This is a genomic window from Pontibacter silvestris (genome assembly GCF_020907275.1).
Classification (GTDB): Bacteria; Bacteroidota; Bacteroidia; order Cytophagales; family Hymenobacteraceae; genus Pontibacter; species Pontibacter silvestris.
Window position 1 is genome coordinate 59779 of record NZ_JAJJWI010000013.1, and the last position, 20037, is coordinate 79815.

The 20037-nt window shown below is 42.3% G+C and carries 16 protein-coding genes; 2 read left to right on the forward strand and 14 right to left on the reverse strand.

Annotation, left to right across the window (positions count from 1 at the left end; all coding sequences use genetic code 11):
• Positions 1-156 precede the first annotated feature (156 nt).
• The 9 genes from LN995_RS13075 to LN995_RS13115 form a co-directional block, all read right to left on the reverse strand.
• Complete coding sequence (locus tag LN995_RS13075; protein ID WP_229961530.1) at positions 157-993, reverse strand: cbb3-type cytochrome c oxidase N-terminal domain-containing protein; 837 nt, start codon at positions 991-993, stop codon at positions 157-159.
• 62 nt (positions 994-1055) lie between these two features.
• A complete protein-coding gene (locus LN995_RS13080; protein WP_229961531.1) occupies positions 1056-1253 on the reverse strand; it encodes a hypothetical protein in 198 nt (65 codons plus the stop codon).
• Positions 1254-1355: 102 nt separating this feature from the next.
• Positions 1356-3542, reverse strand: a complete 2187-nt coding sequence (gene ccoN, locus LN995_RS13085) for a cytochrome-c oxidase, cbb3-type subunit I (protein WP_229961532.1) — start codon at positions 3540-3542, stop codon at positions 1356-1358.
• Between the two features lie 482 nt (positions 3543-4024).
• A complete protein-coding gene (ccoS, locus tag LN995_RS13090; protein ID WP_229961533.1) occupies positions 4025-4207 on the reverse strand; it encodes a cbb3-type cytochrome oxidase assembly protein CcoS in 183 nt (60 codons plus the stop codon).
• 104 nt (positions 4208-4311) lie between these two features.
• The gene (locus tag LN995_RS13095) at positions 4312-6717 is read right to left on the reverse strand and encodes a heavy metal translocating P-type ATPase (RefSeq protein WP_229961534.1); all 2406 of its coding nucleotides are present in this window, start codon (positions 6715-6717) and stop codon (positions 4312-4314) included.
• 583 nt (positions 6718-7300) lie between these two features.
• The gene (locus tag LN995_RS13100; protein ID WP_229961535.1) at positions 7301-8017 is read right to left on the reverse strand and encodes a Crp/Fnr family transcriptional regulator; all 717 of its coding nucleotides are present in this window, start codon (positions 8015-8017) and stop codon (positions 7301-7303) included.
• A 187-nt stretch (positions 8018-8204) separates the two neighbouring features.
• Complete coding sequence (locus LN995_RS13105) at positions 8205-8636, reverse strand: helix-turn-helix domain-containing protein (RefSeq protein WP_229961536.1); 432 nt, start codon at positions 8634-8636, stop codon at positions 8205-8207.
• Between the two features lie 640 nt (positions 8637-9276).
• Entirely contained in the window at positions 9277-9828 is a 552-nt protein-coding gene (locus LN995_RS13110) for a plastocyanin/azurin family copper-binding protein (protein ID WP_229961537.1), read from the reverse strand.
• A gap of 35 nt (positions 9829-9863) precedes the next feature.
• The gene (locus LN995_RS13115) at positions 9864-11540 is read right to left on the reverse strand and encodes a L,D-transpeptidase family protein (protein WP_229961538.1); all 1677 of its coding nucleotides are present in this window, start codon (positions 11538-11540) and stop codon (positions 9864-9866) included.
• A gap of 425 nt (positions 11541-11965) precedes the next feature.
• Between LN995_RS13115 and LN995_RS13120 the strand changes: the two genes are divergently transcribed.
• Positions 11966-13864, forward strand: a complete 1899-nt coding sequence (locus LN995_RS13120) for a M1 family metallopeptidase (protein ID WP_229961539.1) — start codon at positions 11966-11968, stop codon at positions 13862-13864.
• Positions 13865-14027: 163 nt separating this feature from the next.
• Here the strand turns inward: LN995_RS13120 and LN995_RS13125 are convergent, their stop codons facing one another.
• Positions 14028-14546, reverse strand: a complete 519-nt coding sequence (locus LN995_RS13125) for a YciE/YciF ferroxidase family protein (RefSeq protein ID WP_229961540.1) — start codon at positions 14544-14546, stop codon at positions 14028-14030.
• A 310-nt stretch (positions 14547-14856) separates the two neighbouring features.
• Between LN995_RS13125 and LN995_RS13130 the strand changes: the two genes are divergently transcribed.
• Positions 14857-15765 (forward strand): cyanophycinase, encoded by a 909-nt coding sequence (locus LN995_RS13130; RefSeq protein ID WP_229961541.1) that lies wholly within the window; start codon positions 14857-14859, stop codon positions 15763-15765.
• Positions 15766-15930: 165 nt separating this feature from the next.
• Here the strand turns inward: LN995_RS13130 and LN995_RS13135 are convergent, their stop codons facing one another.
• From LN995_RS13135 to LN995_RS13150, 4 genes are all read right to left on the reverse strand, one after another.
• Positions 15931-16245, reverse strand: coding sequence for a hypothetical protein (locus LN995_RS13135; protein ID WP_229961542.1), 315 nt, complete (start codon positions 16243-16245; stop codon positions 15931-15933).
• A 372-nt stretch (positions 16246-16617) separates the two neighbouring features.
• Positions 16618-17448: a DUF5694 domain-containing protein gene (locus tag LN995_RS13140; protein ID WP_229961543.1), complete on the reverse strand. Its 831-nt coding sequence runs from the start codon at positions 17446-17448 to the stop codon at positions 16618-16620.
• Positions 17449-17530: 82 nt separating this feature from the next.
• Positions 17531-19696, reverse strand: coding sequence for an outer membrane beta-barrel family protein (locus LN995_RS13145; protein ID WP_229961544.1), 2166 nt, complete (start codon positions 19694-19696; stop codon positions 17531-17533).
• On the reverse strand, positions 19697-19993 hold the full coding sequence (locus LN995_RS13150; protein WP_229961545.1) for a carboxypeptidase regulatory-like domain-containing protein: 297 nt from the start codon (positions 19991-19993) through the stop codon (positions 19697-19699). It lies immediately after the preceding gene.
• Positions 19994-20037 lie beyond the last annotated feature (44 nt).

The window sequence follows — 20037 nt, forward strand, 5'->3', positions numbered from 1 at the left end:
TTTGGCCTCTTTTAAAAGATGACTAAAATCATAAATACAAGTGATTGTAGTCAGTAATGGCAGACACTATATAAAAAGAGCAGGCACTTAACTTTAAAGTGCCTGCTCTTTGCAGGAAGCTTTGTGCCTACACTTCCTGAAATTTACATCTTTAACCTATTTCGCCTTTGGCTCAAATTTCTCCCCTTGCGGCTCTTTTGCATTGGCTGGGTTAGATCCTTGCAAAGAAAGAATGTAACTACTTACTTCCAGAATCTGGTCTTTTGACAGCTTACCTTGCCATGGCACCATGCCTTTAGAGGCCACACCAAACTTAACAGTTTTAAAGATATCGTTTACATCACCTCCATGCAGCCAGTATTCGTCAGTTAGGTTCGGGCCAACGGAGCCTTGTGCCTCCTGCCCATGGCAGGCTGCACAGTTTGTCATGAAAATTGACTTGCCACCTTCCAACGCAGTAGCATCAGTCAGAACCTCAAAGTTAGTAACTGCGTTAGGGTCATTATCTGCTTTGGCTGCAAACAGAGCAGCCTGTTGCATCTCCAGTTCATACTCTTCATGCTGTAGTAGACCGCTATCGAAAACGTGGAAGTACAGCAAATAACCTACAGCAAACACAATGGTTACATAGAACATGGTTTTCCACCAAGGTGGCAGGTCGTTATCATACTCTTCAATGCCGTCGAAGTCGTGGTGCGAGTGAATCTCATCTTTTGCTTTACCTGTTACCAAGGTTACATCACCCTGCGTCAGGAACAGCACCTTGCCGGCAAAAGAGCTTCGAAAGTCTTCATCGTAAATGCTGTCTCCCATCATAGGTATAAAGAGTCTGAACAGCATAACCACAGTTGCTATCAAGAGGGCCAGTACTATAACTGTCAGTGCAATAGCAGCAAGCATCAAAGGAGGTAGACTCAAAAAAGGAACATCCTGTTCAACTGCCGTTACACTTTCCTGAATGGAATCCTGTGCCTGTACAGCAGTAGCACTCATCAGAAGCAAGCTTCCTACTAAGGCAAGGCTGCACTTCCTTATTTTATAAAACGTCCGGTTCATTACTTGGATCCTCCTGTACTGATAGCTTCAAATCCATCTTCTTGCCCGCAAGGCATAATGCTCATCGCCTCCACATGCTTTTTATCTATGACAAGCACATAAATCAAAAGGCCAACAAAGAACAGAAAGAAGATGCTCAACGAGATAAGCGGATAAATTTCGATGCCCGCGATGGCTTGTAAAACATTTTTATACATTTCTTTAGATTTTAGATGTTAGAATTCAGAAGTTAAATACCTGACTTCAGACTCTTTGTAAATAGTGTGACAGTTTAAAATCCAGTATTTAACTTCTAGTGTCTATTCTTCTACTTTAACTTTTATGTCAGTACCCAGGCGTTGCAGGTAAGCGATGAGAGCAACAATTTCTGCCTCTGGTTTAACCTCTAAGCCTTCTTTGGCAAGTTCCGTAGTTACCTGTTTTGCCTGTGTCATCAGTTCTTCGTTTGCATTGGCAATGTACTCATCTTCATAAGGCACACCCAGCTTTTTAAGTGTCAGCAGCTTATCATACGTAGTGCTTAAGTCGATTTCCTGCTCAAACAACCAAGGGTAAGGCGGCATAATAGAGCCCGGAGACATAGACGTTGGGTCCATCATGTGGTGGTAGTGCCATGAGTGCGGGTACTTGCCTCCTACACGGTGCAAATCGGGGCCAGTTCGTTTCGAGCCCCACAGAAAGTTGTGGTCGTATACAAACTCACCTGCCTTAGAATACTCTCCGTAACGCTCGGTTTCTGAACGGAACGGGCGAACCATTTGTGTATGGCAGTTCACACAGCCTTCTTTAATGTACAGGTCGCGTCCCTGTAGCTCCAGTGAAGTGTAAGGTTTCACACTGGCAATGGTTGGTACATTAGATTTTATAACAAAAGCCGGAATAAACTCTACCAAACCACCAATCATGATCGCAATAGTTGCAAAAATGGCCATTTGTGTAGGACGTTTTTCGATCCAACTGTGCCAGTGGCCAGCGTTTTTGCTTTGTTCTGTTACAATGGCAGGAGCTTCTGCGGCCTCATTACTTACAAGAGCTCCTGCCTGTGCTGTTTTGTAAAGGTTATACACCATCAGGAAGACGCCGCTTAGGTAAAGCACCCCGCCAATACCACGCATGTAGTACATTGGCACAATTTGCAATACTGTTTCCAGGAAGTTAGGATACTGCAGCATGCCTTCTTCTGAGAACTGTTTCCACATTAAACCTTGCGTGAAGCCGGCCCAGTACATTGGGATGGCATAGAACAAGATACCTAAGGTGCCTAGCCAGAAGTGGGTATTCGCCAGTTTACGGGAGTGCAACGGTGTTTTGTAAAGTCTTGGGAACAACCAGTATAGCATAGCAAAGGTCAAGAAACCATTCCAGCCAAGTGCTCCTACGTGTACGTGTGCTACAATCCAGTCGGTAAAGTGGGCGATGGCATTGACATTTTTAAGTGAAAGCATCGGCCCTTCGAAAGTAGCCATACCGTAGGCAGTAATAGCAACTACCATGAACTTCAGGATAGGCTCTTCACGTACTTTGTCCCAGGCACCACGAAGTGTTAAAAGTCCGTTGATCATACCACCCCAGCTTGGAGCAATCAGCATTACAGAGAAAGCAACACCTAATGACTGCGCCCAGTCAGGCAGAGCTGTATAGAGCAAGTGGTGCGGGCCTGCCCATATATAGATAAAAATCAGTGACCAGAAGTGAATGATAGACAAGCGGTATGAGTAAACCGGACGGTTAGCAGCCTTCGGCAGGAAGTAATACATCAGGCCCAGGAACGGCGTTGTAAGGAAGAACGCCACCGCATTGTGGCCATACCACCACTGTACCAGCGCATCCTGCACACCAGCATAGCCTGAGTAGCTTTTCAGAAAGTTTACCGGCATCTCGTAGGAGTTAACAACATGCAGTACAGCTACTGTTAAGAAAGTAGCAATGTAGAACCAGATGGCTACATACATGTGCTTCTCTCGGCGTTTGGCAATAGTACCGAACATGTTCCAGCCGAACACAACCCAGATAAGCGTAATGGCAATATCAATTGGCCACTCCAGTTCCGCATATTCTTTGGAAGTTGTAATACCTAATGGCAGAGTGATTACAGCAGAAACAATAATGAGTTGCCAGCCCCAAAAATGTATCTTACTTAGGGCATCGCTGAACATACGAGCTTTGCAAAGGCGCTGTAACGAGTAATACACTCCCATGAAAATAGCATTACCCACAAAAGCAAATATGACAGCATTTGTATGCAGTGGCCTTACCCGGCCAAAGGTTGTATACTGTGTACCTATGTTCACATCTGGGTTAGCCAGCTGGAACGCAATGATCACCCCGATCAGCATACCGGCAATACCCCAGAACACTGTGGCTACACCAAAATCCCGAACTATCTTGTTATCATAAAAGAAAGTTTCGGCTCCTCCCCTTTTGGGGCCTCTAGGCACCAGGCGTTCGGGAGTTTTCTCGACTAATTCGACTACGCTAGTTGACATGTGCGGTGTCCTCCATTAAATTGATTTGTATTGTTAGTGTTATAATGTTTTGTTGCTGTTTTAACTCTTCAAAATTCCTAAAGAAGCGCCTGATAAAAGATGACGATTGTCACTAAAGGAAGTGATTGATATCAGCTTGAAAGGCTGGCAAACAACCTAACTCAGATTTGATAAAAGAGAAGTAATAGCTTTTGCATTTTTAATTGTAAGCTGTGCTTGCAAAAACGATTCTAAAGCAAAAGGTACCATCATAGCTTAATGAATTATACCCATTTAATAGCGGTACAGCAAGCTATACTATGCTATTACCCTTTATGCCCCCCGTTAAGTCAGGGTTAATTCAGGAAGTCTTCTTTTAAAGAGATTACTTTAAATGTAACATATCACCTAATGCAAAATGAAGCTACCTATACCAAAGTAACAGAAGTAGATCCTGCTAAAGCCTTTTCTATCTCACTAAGATAAAGGAGCTGAAGCAGTATTTACTTTGCCTCTTGTGCTTCTGTTTTATCGTTACTAATAGTTACTTCATTTTCAAAAAGCATCCGAACCGCCGGTGTATAGTCGTCGTCGAACTGGCCTGAGCGTACGGCCCAAAGAAAGCCTCCTAAAAAGCCACTGGCTACGGTAACGCTAATGCCGATAAGTAGAAAGATAATAATCATAACTTTATCTATGAGGAGTTAAAATTGTAAAACTTTGCACTGCACGTACAGCAGGGCAGGCGTCTGAGCTATAACAGATCAGCTACAGACGCTTCCATAGTATATTAAAGCCCTGCCCTCTTCGCTGCAAACTTTACTGACAGAGTAGCAAACACAATCACGCTTAGTGAACTGATCGGCATAAGTATGGCAGATACAATTGGTGAAAACAAGCCTTGTATAGCCAGTGTTAAGCCAATTACATTATAGATCAAAGACACCGCAAAAGTTGCCAGAATAATATTCATTGTCTTTTTTGAGAAACTCAGGAATTTACTCAGTTTATCAAAAGCTGTAGCATCCAGAATGGCATCGCAGGATGGAGAGAAGTTGGTAATGCTATTCGTAAGAGCTATACCTGCATCACTTTGCCGCAAGGCCCCAGCATCATTTAAGCCATCGCCCACCATCAGCACCTGGTGGTGATCATTTTTCAGTCGCTGAATGAACTCTAGCTTCTGCACGGGCGATTGGTTAAAGTTTAGCTCTGCTTCTCTACCCAGCAATTCCTGCAATCTGGCTTCCTCATGATTATTATCTCCTGAAAGTACCGCCAGCTTTTTGTCATTTAAATCAAGCAGTATGTCTTTTAAGCCACTGCGGTAAACATTAAAGAATGTATAATACCCAAGCACTACTCCGTCTATTGAAACATAAACAGTTGTTTTAAGTGTGTCTTTAACTTTATCATCTGTAACGCCTAAATATGAAGCTGATCCAACTCGCACCAACTGCCCTTCTACTTCTCCGACTAACCCTTTACCGGCTACTTCTTGGAAGTGCTGCACATCAGATGTGTTTCCTGGCAGGTGTTGAAAAATGCGCTGACTTAACGGGTGGGTAGAGTGGCGCAGTACAGACTTTACACTTTGCTCCTGAGTTGGTATTAAAGTTTTTCCGGTATAGTTGATCTCCGCTGCACTAGGTTCTGTAAGTGTACCTGTTTTATCAAATACGATGGTGTCTATTTTAGCCAGTGTTTCCACTACTGCCGTGTTCTTCAGGTAAAACTTATTTTTACCGAATACACGCAATGTATGACCATGCACAAAGGGCGTAGCTAAAGACAAAGCACATGGGCAGGCAATAATCAATACCGATGTAAAGGCTTTCATGGCCATGTTCATGTCGCGGGGCACCCAGTACGCCAGCGCACCTGCTGCCACCAATAGCGTCACTATAATAAACCATTTACCAGCAATGTTAGCGTAAGAGCCTACACTTTGCTCCTCACTTTTAGAGAATACTGTATTATTCCATAGCTGCGTCAGGTAACCTTGTGACACCTCTTTCACTACCTCCAGTTCAATACTCTCTCCTACCTGACGGGCTCCTGCGTAAATCACTTCACCCACCACTTTTTCTATTGGCTCAGACTCACCTGTCACAAAACTGTAGTCGATCATGGCACTTCCCTGCATCAGGATAGCATCGGCAGGAACAAGTTCCTGGTTCCGAATCCGGATGCGATCACCAACTTTAAGATTTCGTACGGCTACTGACGCTTCCTCCCTGTTATCTTTTAATACAGTAATGGACACCGGAAAGTATGAGGTGTAGTCCCTGTCAAAAGACAGGGTGTCGTAGGTCTTCTGCTGAAAATATTTTCCGATCAGCATAAAGAATACAAGACCTGTAAATGAATCCAGATACCCCGGACCAGTACCTGTTATAATTTGGTAGAGACTTACGCTAAATAAAGCCAGCAAACCCGTTGCAATAGGCATGTCGATGTTAATCAGGCGTTGTTTAACACCCTCAATAGCCGAGGTAAAAAAGCCCCTTGCACTATAAAAGAACACGGGCAAAGACAACAGCATGCTAAGATATCCGAAGAAGGAGCCAAATCTTCGCTGTAAATTTTCAGTTACAGCAAGGTAATCAGGAAAGGCGAGCAACATGACGTTTCCAAAGCAGAACCCTGCAATACCCAGTTTGTATATAATATCCCGGCTTTGTTTGCTCGCTTTTTTACCATCTGTATCAGCAAGAGTAATAGCCGGTTCATAACCAATTCGTGCCAAAAGCTCCACTACCTCGCGAAGTGGTGTTTTCTCATGAAAATAAGTAAGAGAAACTTCTTTGCGAAGAAAATTGACAGTTGATTGTGATATACCGGTATTAAGTTTGAAGAGGTTCTCCAACAACCAGATGCAGGAACTACAGTGCATCTGAGGAATATAAAAAGTTAACTTGCAGATAGAGTCGTTCCTAAAACTAATGAGCTGTGCTTCCACCCCTGCATCGTCCAGATAGGCAAAACGGGTTTCAGCTACAAGTTGCTTTCCTGTAATGCCGGGGTTCTGCTCCAGCGAATAGTATGTGCAGAGATTGTTCTCTTCCAACAGTTCGTACACAGTTTTACAACCAGCGCAGCAGAATGCTTTATCATGTACCCATATCAGCTCATCAATACATTCGTCGCCGCAGTGGTAACAGTGTTGGACTTCGGTCTTTATGGCTGCTTTCATCGCTTCTTTGTCATTTCTTGTTAATACAAAAGTAAGCTCATACACTACCTTAAAAGATGATGAAAATCACTTATAACATTGATAGTTGTCAGTATACATCTTCATAGTAAGTGAGAGTTTTGTACTATCAAGCTGATGAAAATCAAACAAAATAGCTCCGGGTCTGGACGTAGAATCGGGCGAGGCTAAAAGCTATGAAAAGCTTTTTTAACTTTCATGGCTCCAAGGGTAACTTCTCCAGCCTTCTGCGCAAAGCAAACTGCTCCAGACCTTCAGCTAAAACATAGTTGAGCCAGTCTATGCCTAGGACTACATTGTTTTACAGAAAGCTTAATTCAGACGGTGGTTAAGAAATTTGTAGTGGCAAAAAAAGCAAGCTGCAGATGATACCTGTGTTACTTGAAGTTACAAACATCATCTTACTATAAAATAAGGCCTTAAGGGTTTTAAGCTATTGTGCATGCACAGCATTCTTTAGAAATAAAGAAGTTTAGTAAAGCTGCATGAGGTGGACACTTACCATAACAGAAACGGCAGACTTATTACAGGTCTGTCGTTATTTTTCTTTTAGAAAGGTTATTAATCAATCATACAAATGGCAAATCTCAAAAAGCTTATCAGGGTCTAGAATGGTGATGCTGCTTCCTTTCGCAGCAATAATATTCTCATCTTTGAAATCTGATAGCAAACGGATAGTTGTTTCTTTGGCAGTGGCCACAATAGAGGCCAGATCATCCCGGGAAATGGAGATAGTAAACTTATCCTTTTGCTCTTGCTCTTCCTTATCTGTTTCGTAAGTTTTCTGTAGTAATAGTAGCGCCTCTGCCAAACGTTCACGCACAGGTTTACAAGCCATTTGCACTATCCGGTCTTCAGCCTCACCCAACGCTTTGGAAAGTAGTTTTATTAATCCATTGGACAAGTTCATGTTGTGGGAAATCAGATTCTGAAACTGTGACTTAGGAATAAAGCACACTACTGCATCATCCAGGGCAACTGCTGAAGCAGAAAAACTAGAATCAGCCATAAGTGCCCTATAGCCAATAACATCACCAGGCTTGGCCAATCTGATAACCTGTTCTTTGCCTTCGCTGCCCATTTTGGAAACCTTTATTTTTCCGGTATTCACACAGTAAAGGCCTGTAGGCTTAGCGCCTTCAAAAAAAATGACCTGGCCTTTTTTATACAGACAGCTGGTTTTGCTAGTAGAAAGTTCTTCCACTTCGCTTCCATTGCAACAGCCAAGCAAGGAGGACTTTCTGCTCAGGCAGTTTTGGCAATCCGGCGGTGTGAACTTCATAAGCATTAGTTTAGAATAGAAGTAAAATTACACAACCAAGTGGTAGAATATACATGGGAGAAGAAGCTTTTTTATTAAAAGGACTCATGCTACCATTTCATAACCAAAGTTAATGACGAGCCAATCAATAGAACGACCGACAATGGATTAAGAAAATTACAGAATAATAACCTTATTAAACACAAATTTATTCGGGTGTATAAGAACTAAAAGTGTGATCAGTATAGAAGATCATGACACGCTCTATTGCTTTATTCGTTGCGGCAACGGGAAAAGCAGATGATGACTCTTCTTTAGGGTTTTGTACTTTATCTTCCTGCTTAGGGGATACATTGGCAACAGTTGAAGCTCTTTGTACCTCATAATTCTTATCCAGTTCTGCGACATTTTCAGGCATATTTGTTACTAAATCATTTAGCATATTCCCTTCTCCAAGCAACAACCATTTAAGACTAATATCTCTATAGGTAGAGATAATTTTTAAAACTACATCCAGGCTTGGCTTATTTCTCTCGCTGAGTATGTGACTGATAACAGCTCGTGGGACTTCCATTCCATCTGCAAACTGAGAAGCTGTAAGCGATTTATACTCCATAAGATGCCTTATTCTTTCTACCATAACCTGAATACAAATGTATATATAAAAGTAAACTAACAAACTGAATATAGTAATTAAATCAAAACGAGTAATTAAACAATGGCTTTCACATAAAAACTTAATAATCATATTATAAGTAATTTATGCACAAATTAGATTGGATAAACAGTATAGTTTACAAATGTATATACAATTGTAAACTGTACTGTTTATCCAATCTAAACCAATATTTTCCTTCGATAAAGCCATTATATACTTATAACCTGATACTTATATATTGCTTTTGAGCAAGCCCTTTCTTTTATAGCAAATGACAATATGGCATAACAAAATATGCTATTGTGGATAACTCGGTTTATCCACAATAGCATAAGAAACTATTTACTAGTATGTTATAGCAGCAGTTAAAGCTTTAATTTATACTGCTATTTTAACAGTACCTAAGCAAAACTGACCAATGATGATAAAGGGGCTAAGGCCTCCGGGCTTAGCATGTGATTGTAGATATTGTAGACTGTAAGCTATTGCACTATTTATAGAGAATACCACTGAAGCAGAGAGGTACTTTTAAGAAAGGGAATATAAAAAAGCTCCTAAAACCGGGAAATAATACATACTTCCAGCTTTAGGAGCTTCCAAAGGATTATTAAAACAGACTACTCTATTTCACTATTAGATTACCATGCATGCGCTTCCAGTGTTCAGGGTAAGTGCAAACAAAGTCGTAGGTACCAGGAGTAAGAGGGGCATCAAATTCCATGGTAACAGTTTGCCCGGGTAAAGCCAAGGGAGATGCAGCCAGCACATTAGTTGAGTCATCAGGAAGGTACATACTTGGTGCTCCCTCCTTCTCCCCTGCCAATGCAACTTCTTTATACTTGCCCAGCTCTGTCACCACTACATTATGAATCATGGGCTGGTCTACACCTTCGTTCGTAAACTCAAGTTTAACCAAACTACCTGCAGCCACTTCTAATGAATCTTCCGAGTATGCTATCTCTTCCAGATTATTGCCGATGGCGCGTAACTTCAGCTCCACTACTGGCTGAAGGGTTGAATCAGGTTCTTCTGCAGGCTGAGGCACTGTATTGGTAGCCATAGCAGTATCTGTTTCCGGATTACTGGCCGATGAAGCTTCTTCAGACTCAGCTACGGGGCCACAACTGTACAAAAAAGTTACTAAACTCCCTATATAGAAAATTCTTTTCAGCATAAATGTTCTCCCTTTGGCTCTATAAACTAAATGTATTAACCGAAGTACTCTTGTTCTAGTTTTTTATCGTGTCCGTACAAGTCTTCTCTAAAGTTAAGGTTACCATCTTCATCTACCCATGTAGTAAAATACACAATGTAAACCTGAACATTCTTAGGTAATGTCACCCATTCTTCTTTCCCTCCCTGCATCGTAGTACGGATTTTATTCTCATCCCATTCGGGCATATCTTTTAAAAGGTATTTCGCAAGCTCAACAGGCTTCTCTAATCTTACACAACCGTGGCTAAAGTCCCGTTCCCTTTGGTTGAACAGTGCATCGGCCGGCGTGTCGTGCAGGTAAACACTATACTCATTCGGGAAGAGAAACTTAATCATACCCAGAGAGTTTTTTGGCCCGGGCTTCTGTCTTAGCAAATAAGGAAAATTATTTGCCGTTACACCAGACCAATCAATGGAAGAAGGTGACACAGGATTATTGGCTTTGTCTCTTGTAACGATCTCCATGTTATTTCTTACAAGCCAATTCGGGTCACGCATGATGGCCGGCTTAGCCTCATTTTCAACTATACTACCAGGCATGTTCCAGTAAGGAGCCATAACAACATACTGTACCTTATCACTGAATATTGGTGTTGAATGCATTGTCTTACCAACAATCACCCGCATGTCCATCACTTTCTTGTACTTTCTTTCAGCTTCTGGGTCATTATCAGGGTCTTCATAAATGTAAAGTTTATACTCTGGTATGTTAACCCAAATATACTTCTGGTCTAGTTTCTTAGGAACCATTCGCTTTGGTATCCAGCGCCAGCGTTCCATATTAATCATAATCTGGTTAATACGGTCCTCAAGAGGCACGTTCATTGTAGTTAAGGTATTACCACCAACAACCCCATCCTGCTCTAAGCCGTGCAACCGCTGAAACTTCTTCACCTGTTGTTGCAGATTGTCGTCAAAGTAATAAAGCTTCTTATCTTCAGCATTAAGGTCCTGCTCAGGGTCCAGGCGTTTACGAATAGTTAAAACAGCCTGTGCAGAGTCTCCCTTCTGAAGCATTTTATTACTGCCTAACTCCACCTTAGGCCAGCCGCCTTTTTCCTGCAAGGCCTGATACTTTGCCAGCGCATCACGCAGCTTAACATAGCCATCGTGCAGCGCTTCAAATTCATAGTAAGGGTATGTACTATCTCGCTCCTTTAAAATTGTCTGCAATGCTTTATGCAGTTTTATTTTATTCCTCCTCACATCCCAATGAAGGTTATCCTCTGCCTGGGGGCTAACCCGGCCTCTGTAAAAATCAGAAGCATAATTAAAATATGTAGCAGTTAGTGCCAGATCAATCTGTTTCTGCAAGTCCAAACGAGTTGAATCCTGCTCATCCATCTCCTCGTAACGCTTAAACATACTATCATAGTCTGCCAGGCGATAGTTTTTAGGGTTAAGTCCTTCTTTGCTGGCGTGATCTATGGTAGATAATAATTTTTCAGTCTGGGGTACCAGTTCATTATCATGAAACCAGGCAAGCCTGTAGTCTCTATCACCGTAAAACTTAAACATCAACTCTTCATACTCCCCTAAATCGGGATTTTTGCTGATGTACTGAAGCACTTCCAGACTATCTGTTTTAGCCTGTGGCAACTCGTCCTTGCCAAAAAGGCCAGATACAGAATTGGTAGCAGTTGTGGTATCTGATGACTGGTTACAACTCACAGCTAAAAACAGCAACATTAATCCTAAAAGCGGGGAGGTTATGTGCTTTAACTTATAAGGGTTCATAAATTTTTCTTATCTTTTATTTATGCCGATGTAGTTTAAAAAGGCTTTTGCTCGACAATAGGTGCAATTATAATATTAAAATAATTCAATAAAATAACCTGAAATAACTTATAACAGGCAAATCATCTTAATGTACTTCAAAAACAAGTAAAATGTTTTAGAGATAGCACTACAATTCTTTTAGCTCATGTTATAGTTCGCAACTATTTCATTGCATTGTATTACTTAACATAATTTAGCAACTATTAACTTTAATTGCTAAGCTTTATTATTACTATAACAAAGCCAATATCATGCTAGGTTTCATGTTTCGGGCCAGATTAATTAACTTACAACGTTAAAGACACCATTCATAACCTATGAAAGTTTACCAACGTTGCTTACTTGGTTTAAGCGTGGCAGGCAGTTTGCAACTTAGCTCCTGCACCACTCAAACCACCAGCGAAAATCAAACTATGACAACAGAACTAAATGCGCTAGAGCGCACCCCCTTAGACGTGCATAGCTTCTCTAAACCTACTGAAGCAGTTGCCAAACACCTAGACCTGGATATTGCAGTCAACTTTGATAACAAAACAATAAACGGAAAAGCAAGCTACCTGATTGAAAACTTAGCCGGAACAGATCAGATAGTGTTCGACACCCGTGACCTGATAATTGAAAAGGTCTATCTGGGCGAAGACATGGAGGAAACCAGTTTTAAATTCGGTGAGAAAAAGGAATTTCTTGGCCAGCCTCTTTATGTAAACATTAAACCAGGTACGAAAAAAGTAACCATTCAATACCATACCTCACCAACTGCAGCTGCTTTGCAGTGGTTAAGTCCGCAGCAAACTGCAGGAAAGCAATATCCATTTCTCTTCACCCAATCAGAAGCTATCCTGGCTCGTACTTGGATACCAATTCAGGATAGCCCGGGCATCCGTATCACTTACAGTGCTAAAGTGAAAGTACCTGAAGAACTGATGGCAGTAATGAGTGCTGAGAACCCTCAGGAGAAAGACGAAAATGGGAATTATAGATTTGAGATGAAGCAGCCTATCCCCTCTTACCTGATGGCGCTGTCGGTAGGTGATTTGGTATTCCGGTCTGTCGGCGAACAAACAGGCATTTATGCGGAGCCCGCTACTATAGACGCAGCTGCCTATGAATTTGCAGAAATGGATAAAATGCTGGTTGCTGCCGAAAAGCTGTATGGCAAGTACCGTTGGGATCGCTATGACCTGCTGGTGCTGCCTCCGTCTTTCCCTTTTGGTGGTATGGAAAACCCTCGCCTGACCTTTGTTACTCCAACCGTTCTGGCTAAAGACCGTTCCCTAACCAGCCTGATAGCTCATGAGCTGGCACATAGCTGGAGTGGTAACTTAGTAACGAATGCGACCTGGAACGACTTCTGGCTTAATGAAGGCTTTACAGTATATTTTGAGCGGCGCATAATGGAGGAGCTTTATGGAAAAGAATATGCCGATATGCTGAATGTATTGGGCTATCAGGACCTGCAAGAAACGATTAAGAACTTTGGCAGTTACAGCGAAGACACTCGTCTTAAACTGGACCTGGAAGGGCGTGATCCGGATGAGGGATTAACAGATATCGCTTATGAAAAGGGAAGCTTCTTTTTACAGAATATTGAACAAGCAGTTGGCAGAGAGAAGTTCGATGTTTTCCTGAATGATTACTTTAAAACATTTTCTTTCCAGAGCACGAACACGGATCTTTTCCTGGATTTTCTGCAAAAAGAACTTATAAGAGGTGATAAGCAGCTTGCAGATAAGATCAATATTGAGGGCTGGGTTTACTCACCTGGTCTGCCAGCGGACTTTGTAAAGCCAAGTTCCAGCCGGTTTGCCAAAGTAGAAGAAACCTTTAACTCCTGGAAGAGCGGCACCCCGGCAACCCACCTGAACACCAAAGACTGGACAAGCCACGAATGGCTACACTTTATACGAATGCTGCCAGAGCAAATGACACAACAGCAAATGTATGAACTGGATAAAGCATTTAACTTTACTGACTCTGGTAACTCTGAAATTCTGGCTGCCTGGTTCCTGCATGCCATCCGCAATAATTATGTAACTGCAGATGAAGCATTGGAAACATTTCTCGTTAATGTGGGTCGCCGCAAGTTTCTGGTGCCAATTTTCAAGGCACTGGTTTCTACACCAGAAGGGAAGAAAAAAGCACTGGCTATTTATGCCAAAGCAAGACCAAATTACCATGCGGTTTCTACTGTCACACTCGATGAAATGCTGAAGTAAACTAACTATAAAGAATAATACGGAACAGAAAAAGCAAAGGCCCGGCTATTATAGCCGGGCCTTTGCTTTTTCTGTTCCGTAAAACTCTGCACTTTCTTACCTGCTAGTGAAGCCAGGCGAAAGCACAGAGTCTTACAAATGTTTTCATAAGATGAGGTGCTTTCTAGCTTGCAGCCTGGGTATTAATAGTTTCTTTTGCCATTGCAGTCAGCTTCTCATCAGTTTGTTTCTCTTCATCTAGTGTTGCCATTAGTAAATCGAGAACATCGTTCATGCCTAACTGCTTAGCATAAGCACATACAGTACCATATGCTGCAATTTCATAATGCTCAACACGCTGTGCGCAGGCAATTAAAGCAGCATCCATCACACTGGCATCAGCTTTTTCACTCATCATTGAATTAGCTTCTTTTATGATGCCTTCCATTGCCTTGCATTTTTCTCCTGATGCTTTCTCACCCATGATATCAAAAACTTTATCAAGGCGTTCAATCTGCATCTTCGTTACATCCAGGTGCTCCTGGAAAGCAGACTTCAGTTTATCAGAAGAAGTTGCCTCCATCATTTTAGGAAGGGCTTTAGTAATTTGTTGTTCAGCATTATATACATCTTTTAATTCGTGAATTAAAAGATCTTTCAAATTATTAAGTTTCATAGCTTGGAAAGGTTTATCGTCAAACATATGCTGCATCTTACAGCTTGCACTTAACTATACGACCCGCTTTGGCAGGGGTTATTAATTTTATGATTTAAATCAGGTAAAAGCTTTAAATTTGAAAGCATACAATATCTTTTTTATAAACTAATAAATATTTACTATATTTTATATATTAATATAAATGCATAAGATACATCTATTATCCGCACCTCTTTAATTAACGTTGGCAACGATTTTTTAAAAAAAGGGTATTTGGAGTAGTGTTTACCCTTCGGCACTGTAGAAGACAATACTAAATTAACCTTCATTAATTAACGGAAGAACTATTTTCAGAATGCAAGCTGATACCCCTAAAGGAATACTTATAGCAATTGGAGGCAATGAAGACAAGGGAACTTACCCAAACCCTAAGTCCAGAAGAAAGTACTACCTCGATTTTTTTGAGCTCGGCATACTGAAACGATTTTTACAGGAGATACCTACTCAAAACCCTCACATAGAAGTTATTACTACAGCCTCCGCAATACCAGAAGAAGTTGGCGAAAGATACGTTCGTGCCTTTGGTATTCTCGGAGCCACTAACATAAGCCTGATGCATATAAAAGAGGAGGCTGATGTGTTGATACCTGCCTATGCAGAGCGACTTCAGAAAGCTGATGGCGTTATGTTTAGTGGTGGAGACCAGTCCAGAATAACCCGCATGTTTTTGGGGTCTGAGTTATTAGAAATTCTGAGGCAGCGTTACCTGCACGAAAATTTTATATTAGCAGGAACAAGTGCTGGTGCCATGGCTATGTCTAAAGCAATGATTAAAGGCGGTAGTGCTACAGAGGCACTTATGCGCGGATCAGTTAAAATGGGGCAAGGCTTAAGTTTTTTAGATGATGTTATCATAGACACTCATTTTGTTGTTAGAGGCAGGTTTGGCCGGCTGATGGAAGCTGTTGCCACTCACCCGAAAACAATTGGTATTGGTCTTGGCGAAGACACCGGAGTTTTGATAAAGGCTGGACACCTGGTAGAAACAGTTGGGTCTAATTTAGTTGTAGTTGCTGATGGACATGACATTGGCTACACAAACATTGCGAAAGTAGAAAAAGGACGACCAGTTGCAATAGAAAGAATGGTAATGCATGTATTAGCAAAGGGCAACATCTACGACATAAATACCCGGAAATTTTTTAGAGATATGGAGGCCAGACAACATGCCCAGTTACAGCAAGAGCGAAAGCATATTAAATAGAGCTTAAACCTAAACAGCTTATTTACTTTGTTTTGCCTACCTCCTGCTGAAACATTGTATCGTACTTATCTCTCAAAGCCTGAGGTTGATGTAAGTTTGGTCTTTTCTACCAAACACAAAGCTTTGGCTTACAACTCTTCTGCTTAAATGACGCAGTAATAAATGTTATAGCTCTTCGTTTATGGTAAATCCCAATTTTGACTTTAAATGATAAAAATGCTCATCAGGGTCATTATACTGTGCTAACATAGCAGAATATCCCTCTTTAGTTACTCTTACAAACATAACCAGGTCCGGGTCATTTAGGCTTTGGTAGTAGTAAGCGTATTTTTCAATTTCTGGAAGTTCACTAAAAGCAATTAGTTTGAAAGTTGCCTCAAAGAACTTAAGAGACATTGTGTGTCTGCCTTCATTTAGTACTGAATAGTTTATCTCTCCGTCATTTATAAAAGGTAATATTTGATCACTTATTTTACTCATAGCATTATTTTGTCCTTACTATTTACCTAACTAACATTACGAAGGTAAAATAATTAAGTATGTAAAAAGGCTTTCTAATGAAGTGGCTCTAAGCTAAATCTGTGGAATAAGTTTTGTTAAATTAAAGGTCGTTTCAGCCTCCCCTCTTCTCCTGTGCTAATTCGGTGGTTACGGGCTGTTTTAACTTAAGTGTTGCCAAGTTCATAGTTAATGGTAAGGTTAATGCGCCAGCTCTCCCACCGGGTTTACTAACATGAGTGTAATCTGGCTTAATTGTTAAATAAGTTTAGTTCAAGATAAAGGCATATAAGCCCTTATCAATAGTATTATATTTTCAGCTAAAAGCTATATTGTATATTTTTACTTTTAATATCAATACTTCACAAATTCATCCAGCCTGCGCAGTTTCATGTCAGGAGCATTTTTGAGCAGGTGCTTAAGGATGGGCACGTGCCCGGCTCCTACCAGTACTAAGATGCGATCACCTTTACCTGCCAACCGCTGTAGATTAGAGAACATACGGATGTTGCGGTTGTACCAGCTCGTAATGAAGGCATCGGCCCCTGCTGGCTCTGTCTCTGTACCAATGCGTGTTTCCACCAAGTAAACGCCGTGACTTATACGAAGCGCCTCATCGGAGTTTAGCAGGAGCAGATAATCTTTCAGAGGCATGCGCTTCGTTATGGTATCGTCATAGGCATAAAACTGATTATATCTATCGTACCAGGCCTTTACCAATGGTTCTCCTTGTTCAAACTGTTTCGCTATCCAGGCAGAATCTTCGGAGGCAAGCGAGTACCGGAAAGGTTTAGAGTCAAAGGCGTACACCTTCTCGTGCTGCAGTTGCTTCGCGAGCCTAAAGCCCAACTGGTAGGTTTCATCCCGCTTTGTCTTCAGGTCATCTAACTTAAAATCTGCGTAAAGCGCATCCAGTTTACCCTGCGAAGCCGCAGGGTACTCTACTACAATTTTGGTTGGTTTATAGGTAGCCAAAAGTTTCGTGAGCTCCTTTACCTGTTGCTGCCGCTCTTTGGAGAGGATTTCCACCTGCATGCTTTCCTCGGTTTTATAACCATCCAAGCCTGGATAGTTAAAGTGGAACAGGCCCAGCAGCAACACATCCGCCTTCACCAACGAGTCAGGGAAAATTTCCTGTACCCGTTGTTCTATCTGCTTTTGAGTCATCTTCTGTGCAACAGTCATGTTTGCTATACTGAACAGCAACAGGAAGAACATTAAATTTTTTTTTCATGTCTTTAGTTTTATAGGTTGAGATAATGCAGCGTTATAGTCTTCCCTCCTCTTCGCCTGTGCCCGTTCGGCGGTTGCGGGCCGTTTTTACTTTGTTGCTGCCGAACTTATAGTTGAAGGTGAGGTTAACGCGGCGGCTCTCCCACTGGTTTTGCCAGAACATATCCACGTTGGCATACCTTAAGGTGCTCCTGGAGCGGCTGCTGTTAAACACGTCGCGCAGTTTCAGGCTTACAGTAGCTTTATCATTCCAGAAGGTTTTCTTTAGGCCTAAGTCGATTTGGTAGTTGGCCTGCATGTTGTCTAAACCTTGTATAGAAGGAGAACTGTAGTAGCCGGAAAGCTGCAGTTTATAATCCTTGGGCAAGTCAAAGTTCTGGTCTGCACTGGCCGACCAACTGAACTGTTTGCTGTTATAGGCTTGGTCAAACACAGGTGTTGACACAGTACTGTAATAACCTTCTAACTGAAGTGTCGAGGTCCACCAATCGTTAATGGGCAAGGTACCGCCGCTGCTCAGGCTCAGATACCTTGCCTGGCTCAGGTTTTCGGGTCTGCTGATACTTACCTTCGTTGCGTTGTTCTGCTCAATAACACTTGCCACAAAGTTGTTGGACTCTAGGTAGCTAATGCTCAGCAACTGGGAACTCTTGTAGGTATAGCTTGCCTGAAGCGAGTTGGAGTATGATGGCTGCAGAAAAGGATTTCCTTCCATAGCAGTATAAGGATCTGAGAAAAAGGTGAAGGGATTCAGGCTGCTGTAAGAAGGGCGACTGATGCGGCGGCTATAGGAAGCAGAAAACTGGTTGTTATCATTGGCGCTATAGCTTACAAAAAAGCTAGGGAAAAACTGCAGGTAATCCTGTTTCACAACTTCGCCTGTGGTTACAGAATGCCCATCCGCCATGGTGCGCTCTGCTCTGACACCAGCTTTCATGCTCAGCTTTTTGCTGAAGTTTCTGCTCAGGCTCAAATAACCTGCCTGTATCGTTTCGTTGTACACAAAGCTGTTGGTGCGCTTCTCATCATTTACCCACCCCTGCTCCTGCTGCTCTTCAAATCTGATTTTACTATCGTTGCTTACCCAGCTGCTCTTTACGCCTGCCTCTGCTTTGTAGCCTTTACCGAACGGTTGTACATAATCTACTTTCAATGATTTTATACTTGCCTCGGCATCACTAGCGCTGCGCAACTGCATTGGCACCTGCGTAGCTTCTCCCGACGCACCATAAAAGTTGTTGGTGAAGCTTTGGTCTGCTTCGCTGCTATAGTTCACATAATCTGCATCAAAAGAGAGGCTGCGGCCTGTGCTGTCGATATCGAATTTATAGTTTATGTTCAGGCTATAGTTGTCAGAGCTGGCTTCTTTGGGATTAGACATATCCATACTTCCGAAAGCCACGCCTGCTGCGTTATAGTTAATAGAGTTACTGGTGGTGAGGGTGTTTTCGGGTGATGCATAGCCTTTTGCCATCACGCCCACCGTGTGTTTTTTATTGATGAAATAATCGGCTCCTGCCGTTACGTTGTAGCTTTTGGTAATCGGGTGCCAGTAGTTAACCTGGTTGTACAGGCTGTCGTTGATGTTTCGCCTTAGCGTCAGGCGGTTGAAGGAATTATAATGCCCTGCATTGAGGCGGGTGAAAAGACTCACTTTGCCTGTGTTATAGTTCAGGTTCAGGCCGCCCCATACTTTATCGTACCTGCCCTGCCCCACGCCCAGGTTCATGGTGCCGTTCATCCCCAAGGTCTCATCTCTTTTTAGCTGAATGTTAATGATGCCTGCGGTACCCGCTGCATCGAAAGAGGCGGGCGGGTTGGCTATCAACTCTACTTTACTCACCGCAGAGGCAGGCAGCGACTTCAGGTAGTTCTGCAGTTCAATTCCTGACATATAAGTCATTTTGCCGTTTATCATCACGTTCACGCTTCCGCTTCCCCTGAAGATGATGTTATCGTCCTTATCCAGCCGCACCCCAGGCGCATACTTCAGCACTTCCAGGGCATTGTCTCCTGCAGTGTTCAGTTGCTCCACGTTCATCACCAATCGGTCTGCCTCCTGCTCCAGCAGCGGCTTCTGCCCTTTTACCACTACTTCCTGCAGCGCATTGGCTTTTTCCTGTATGTTTATACCTGGCACCTGCAGCTCCTGCTCTTTAACCTCAAAAACTATACTTTGCGCAGGTGCAAAACCAACCATCTAGGCTTTGACAACATACTTCCCAGACTTTACCTTCATAAAAACATAAGCTCCTGCAGCGTCCGTCATTTCAGAGGCTACCACTGCAGAATCTGGTAAATGCAACAGCACCACCGACACATAGTCCAATGGCTTTTGCGTGGCAGCGTCTGCAACAGTGCCTTTAACTGTAGCGGCGGACTGTGCCAGGGAAGTAAAAGCTGTTAAGTAGAAAGCGATAATTAATGTTAAAGCTGCCAGGCTTCTGAAATGCTTTTGCCCTTTGGCATTTGTCGCGGGAGTAGTTGATTTAATCATGGCTCAGGTGTTTTTCGTTGATGTTGAGCCAAAGATGCAGCAAA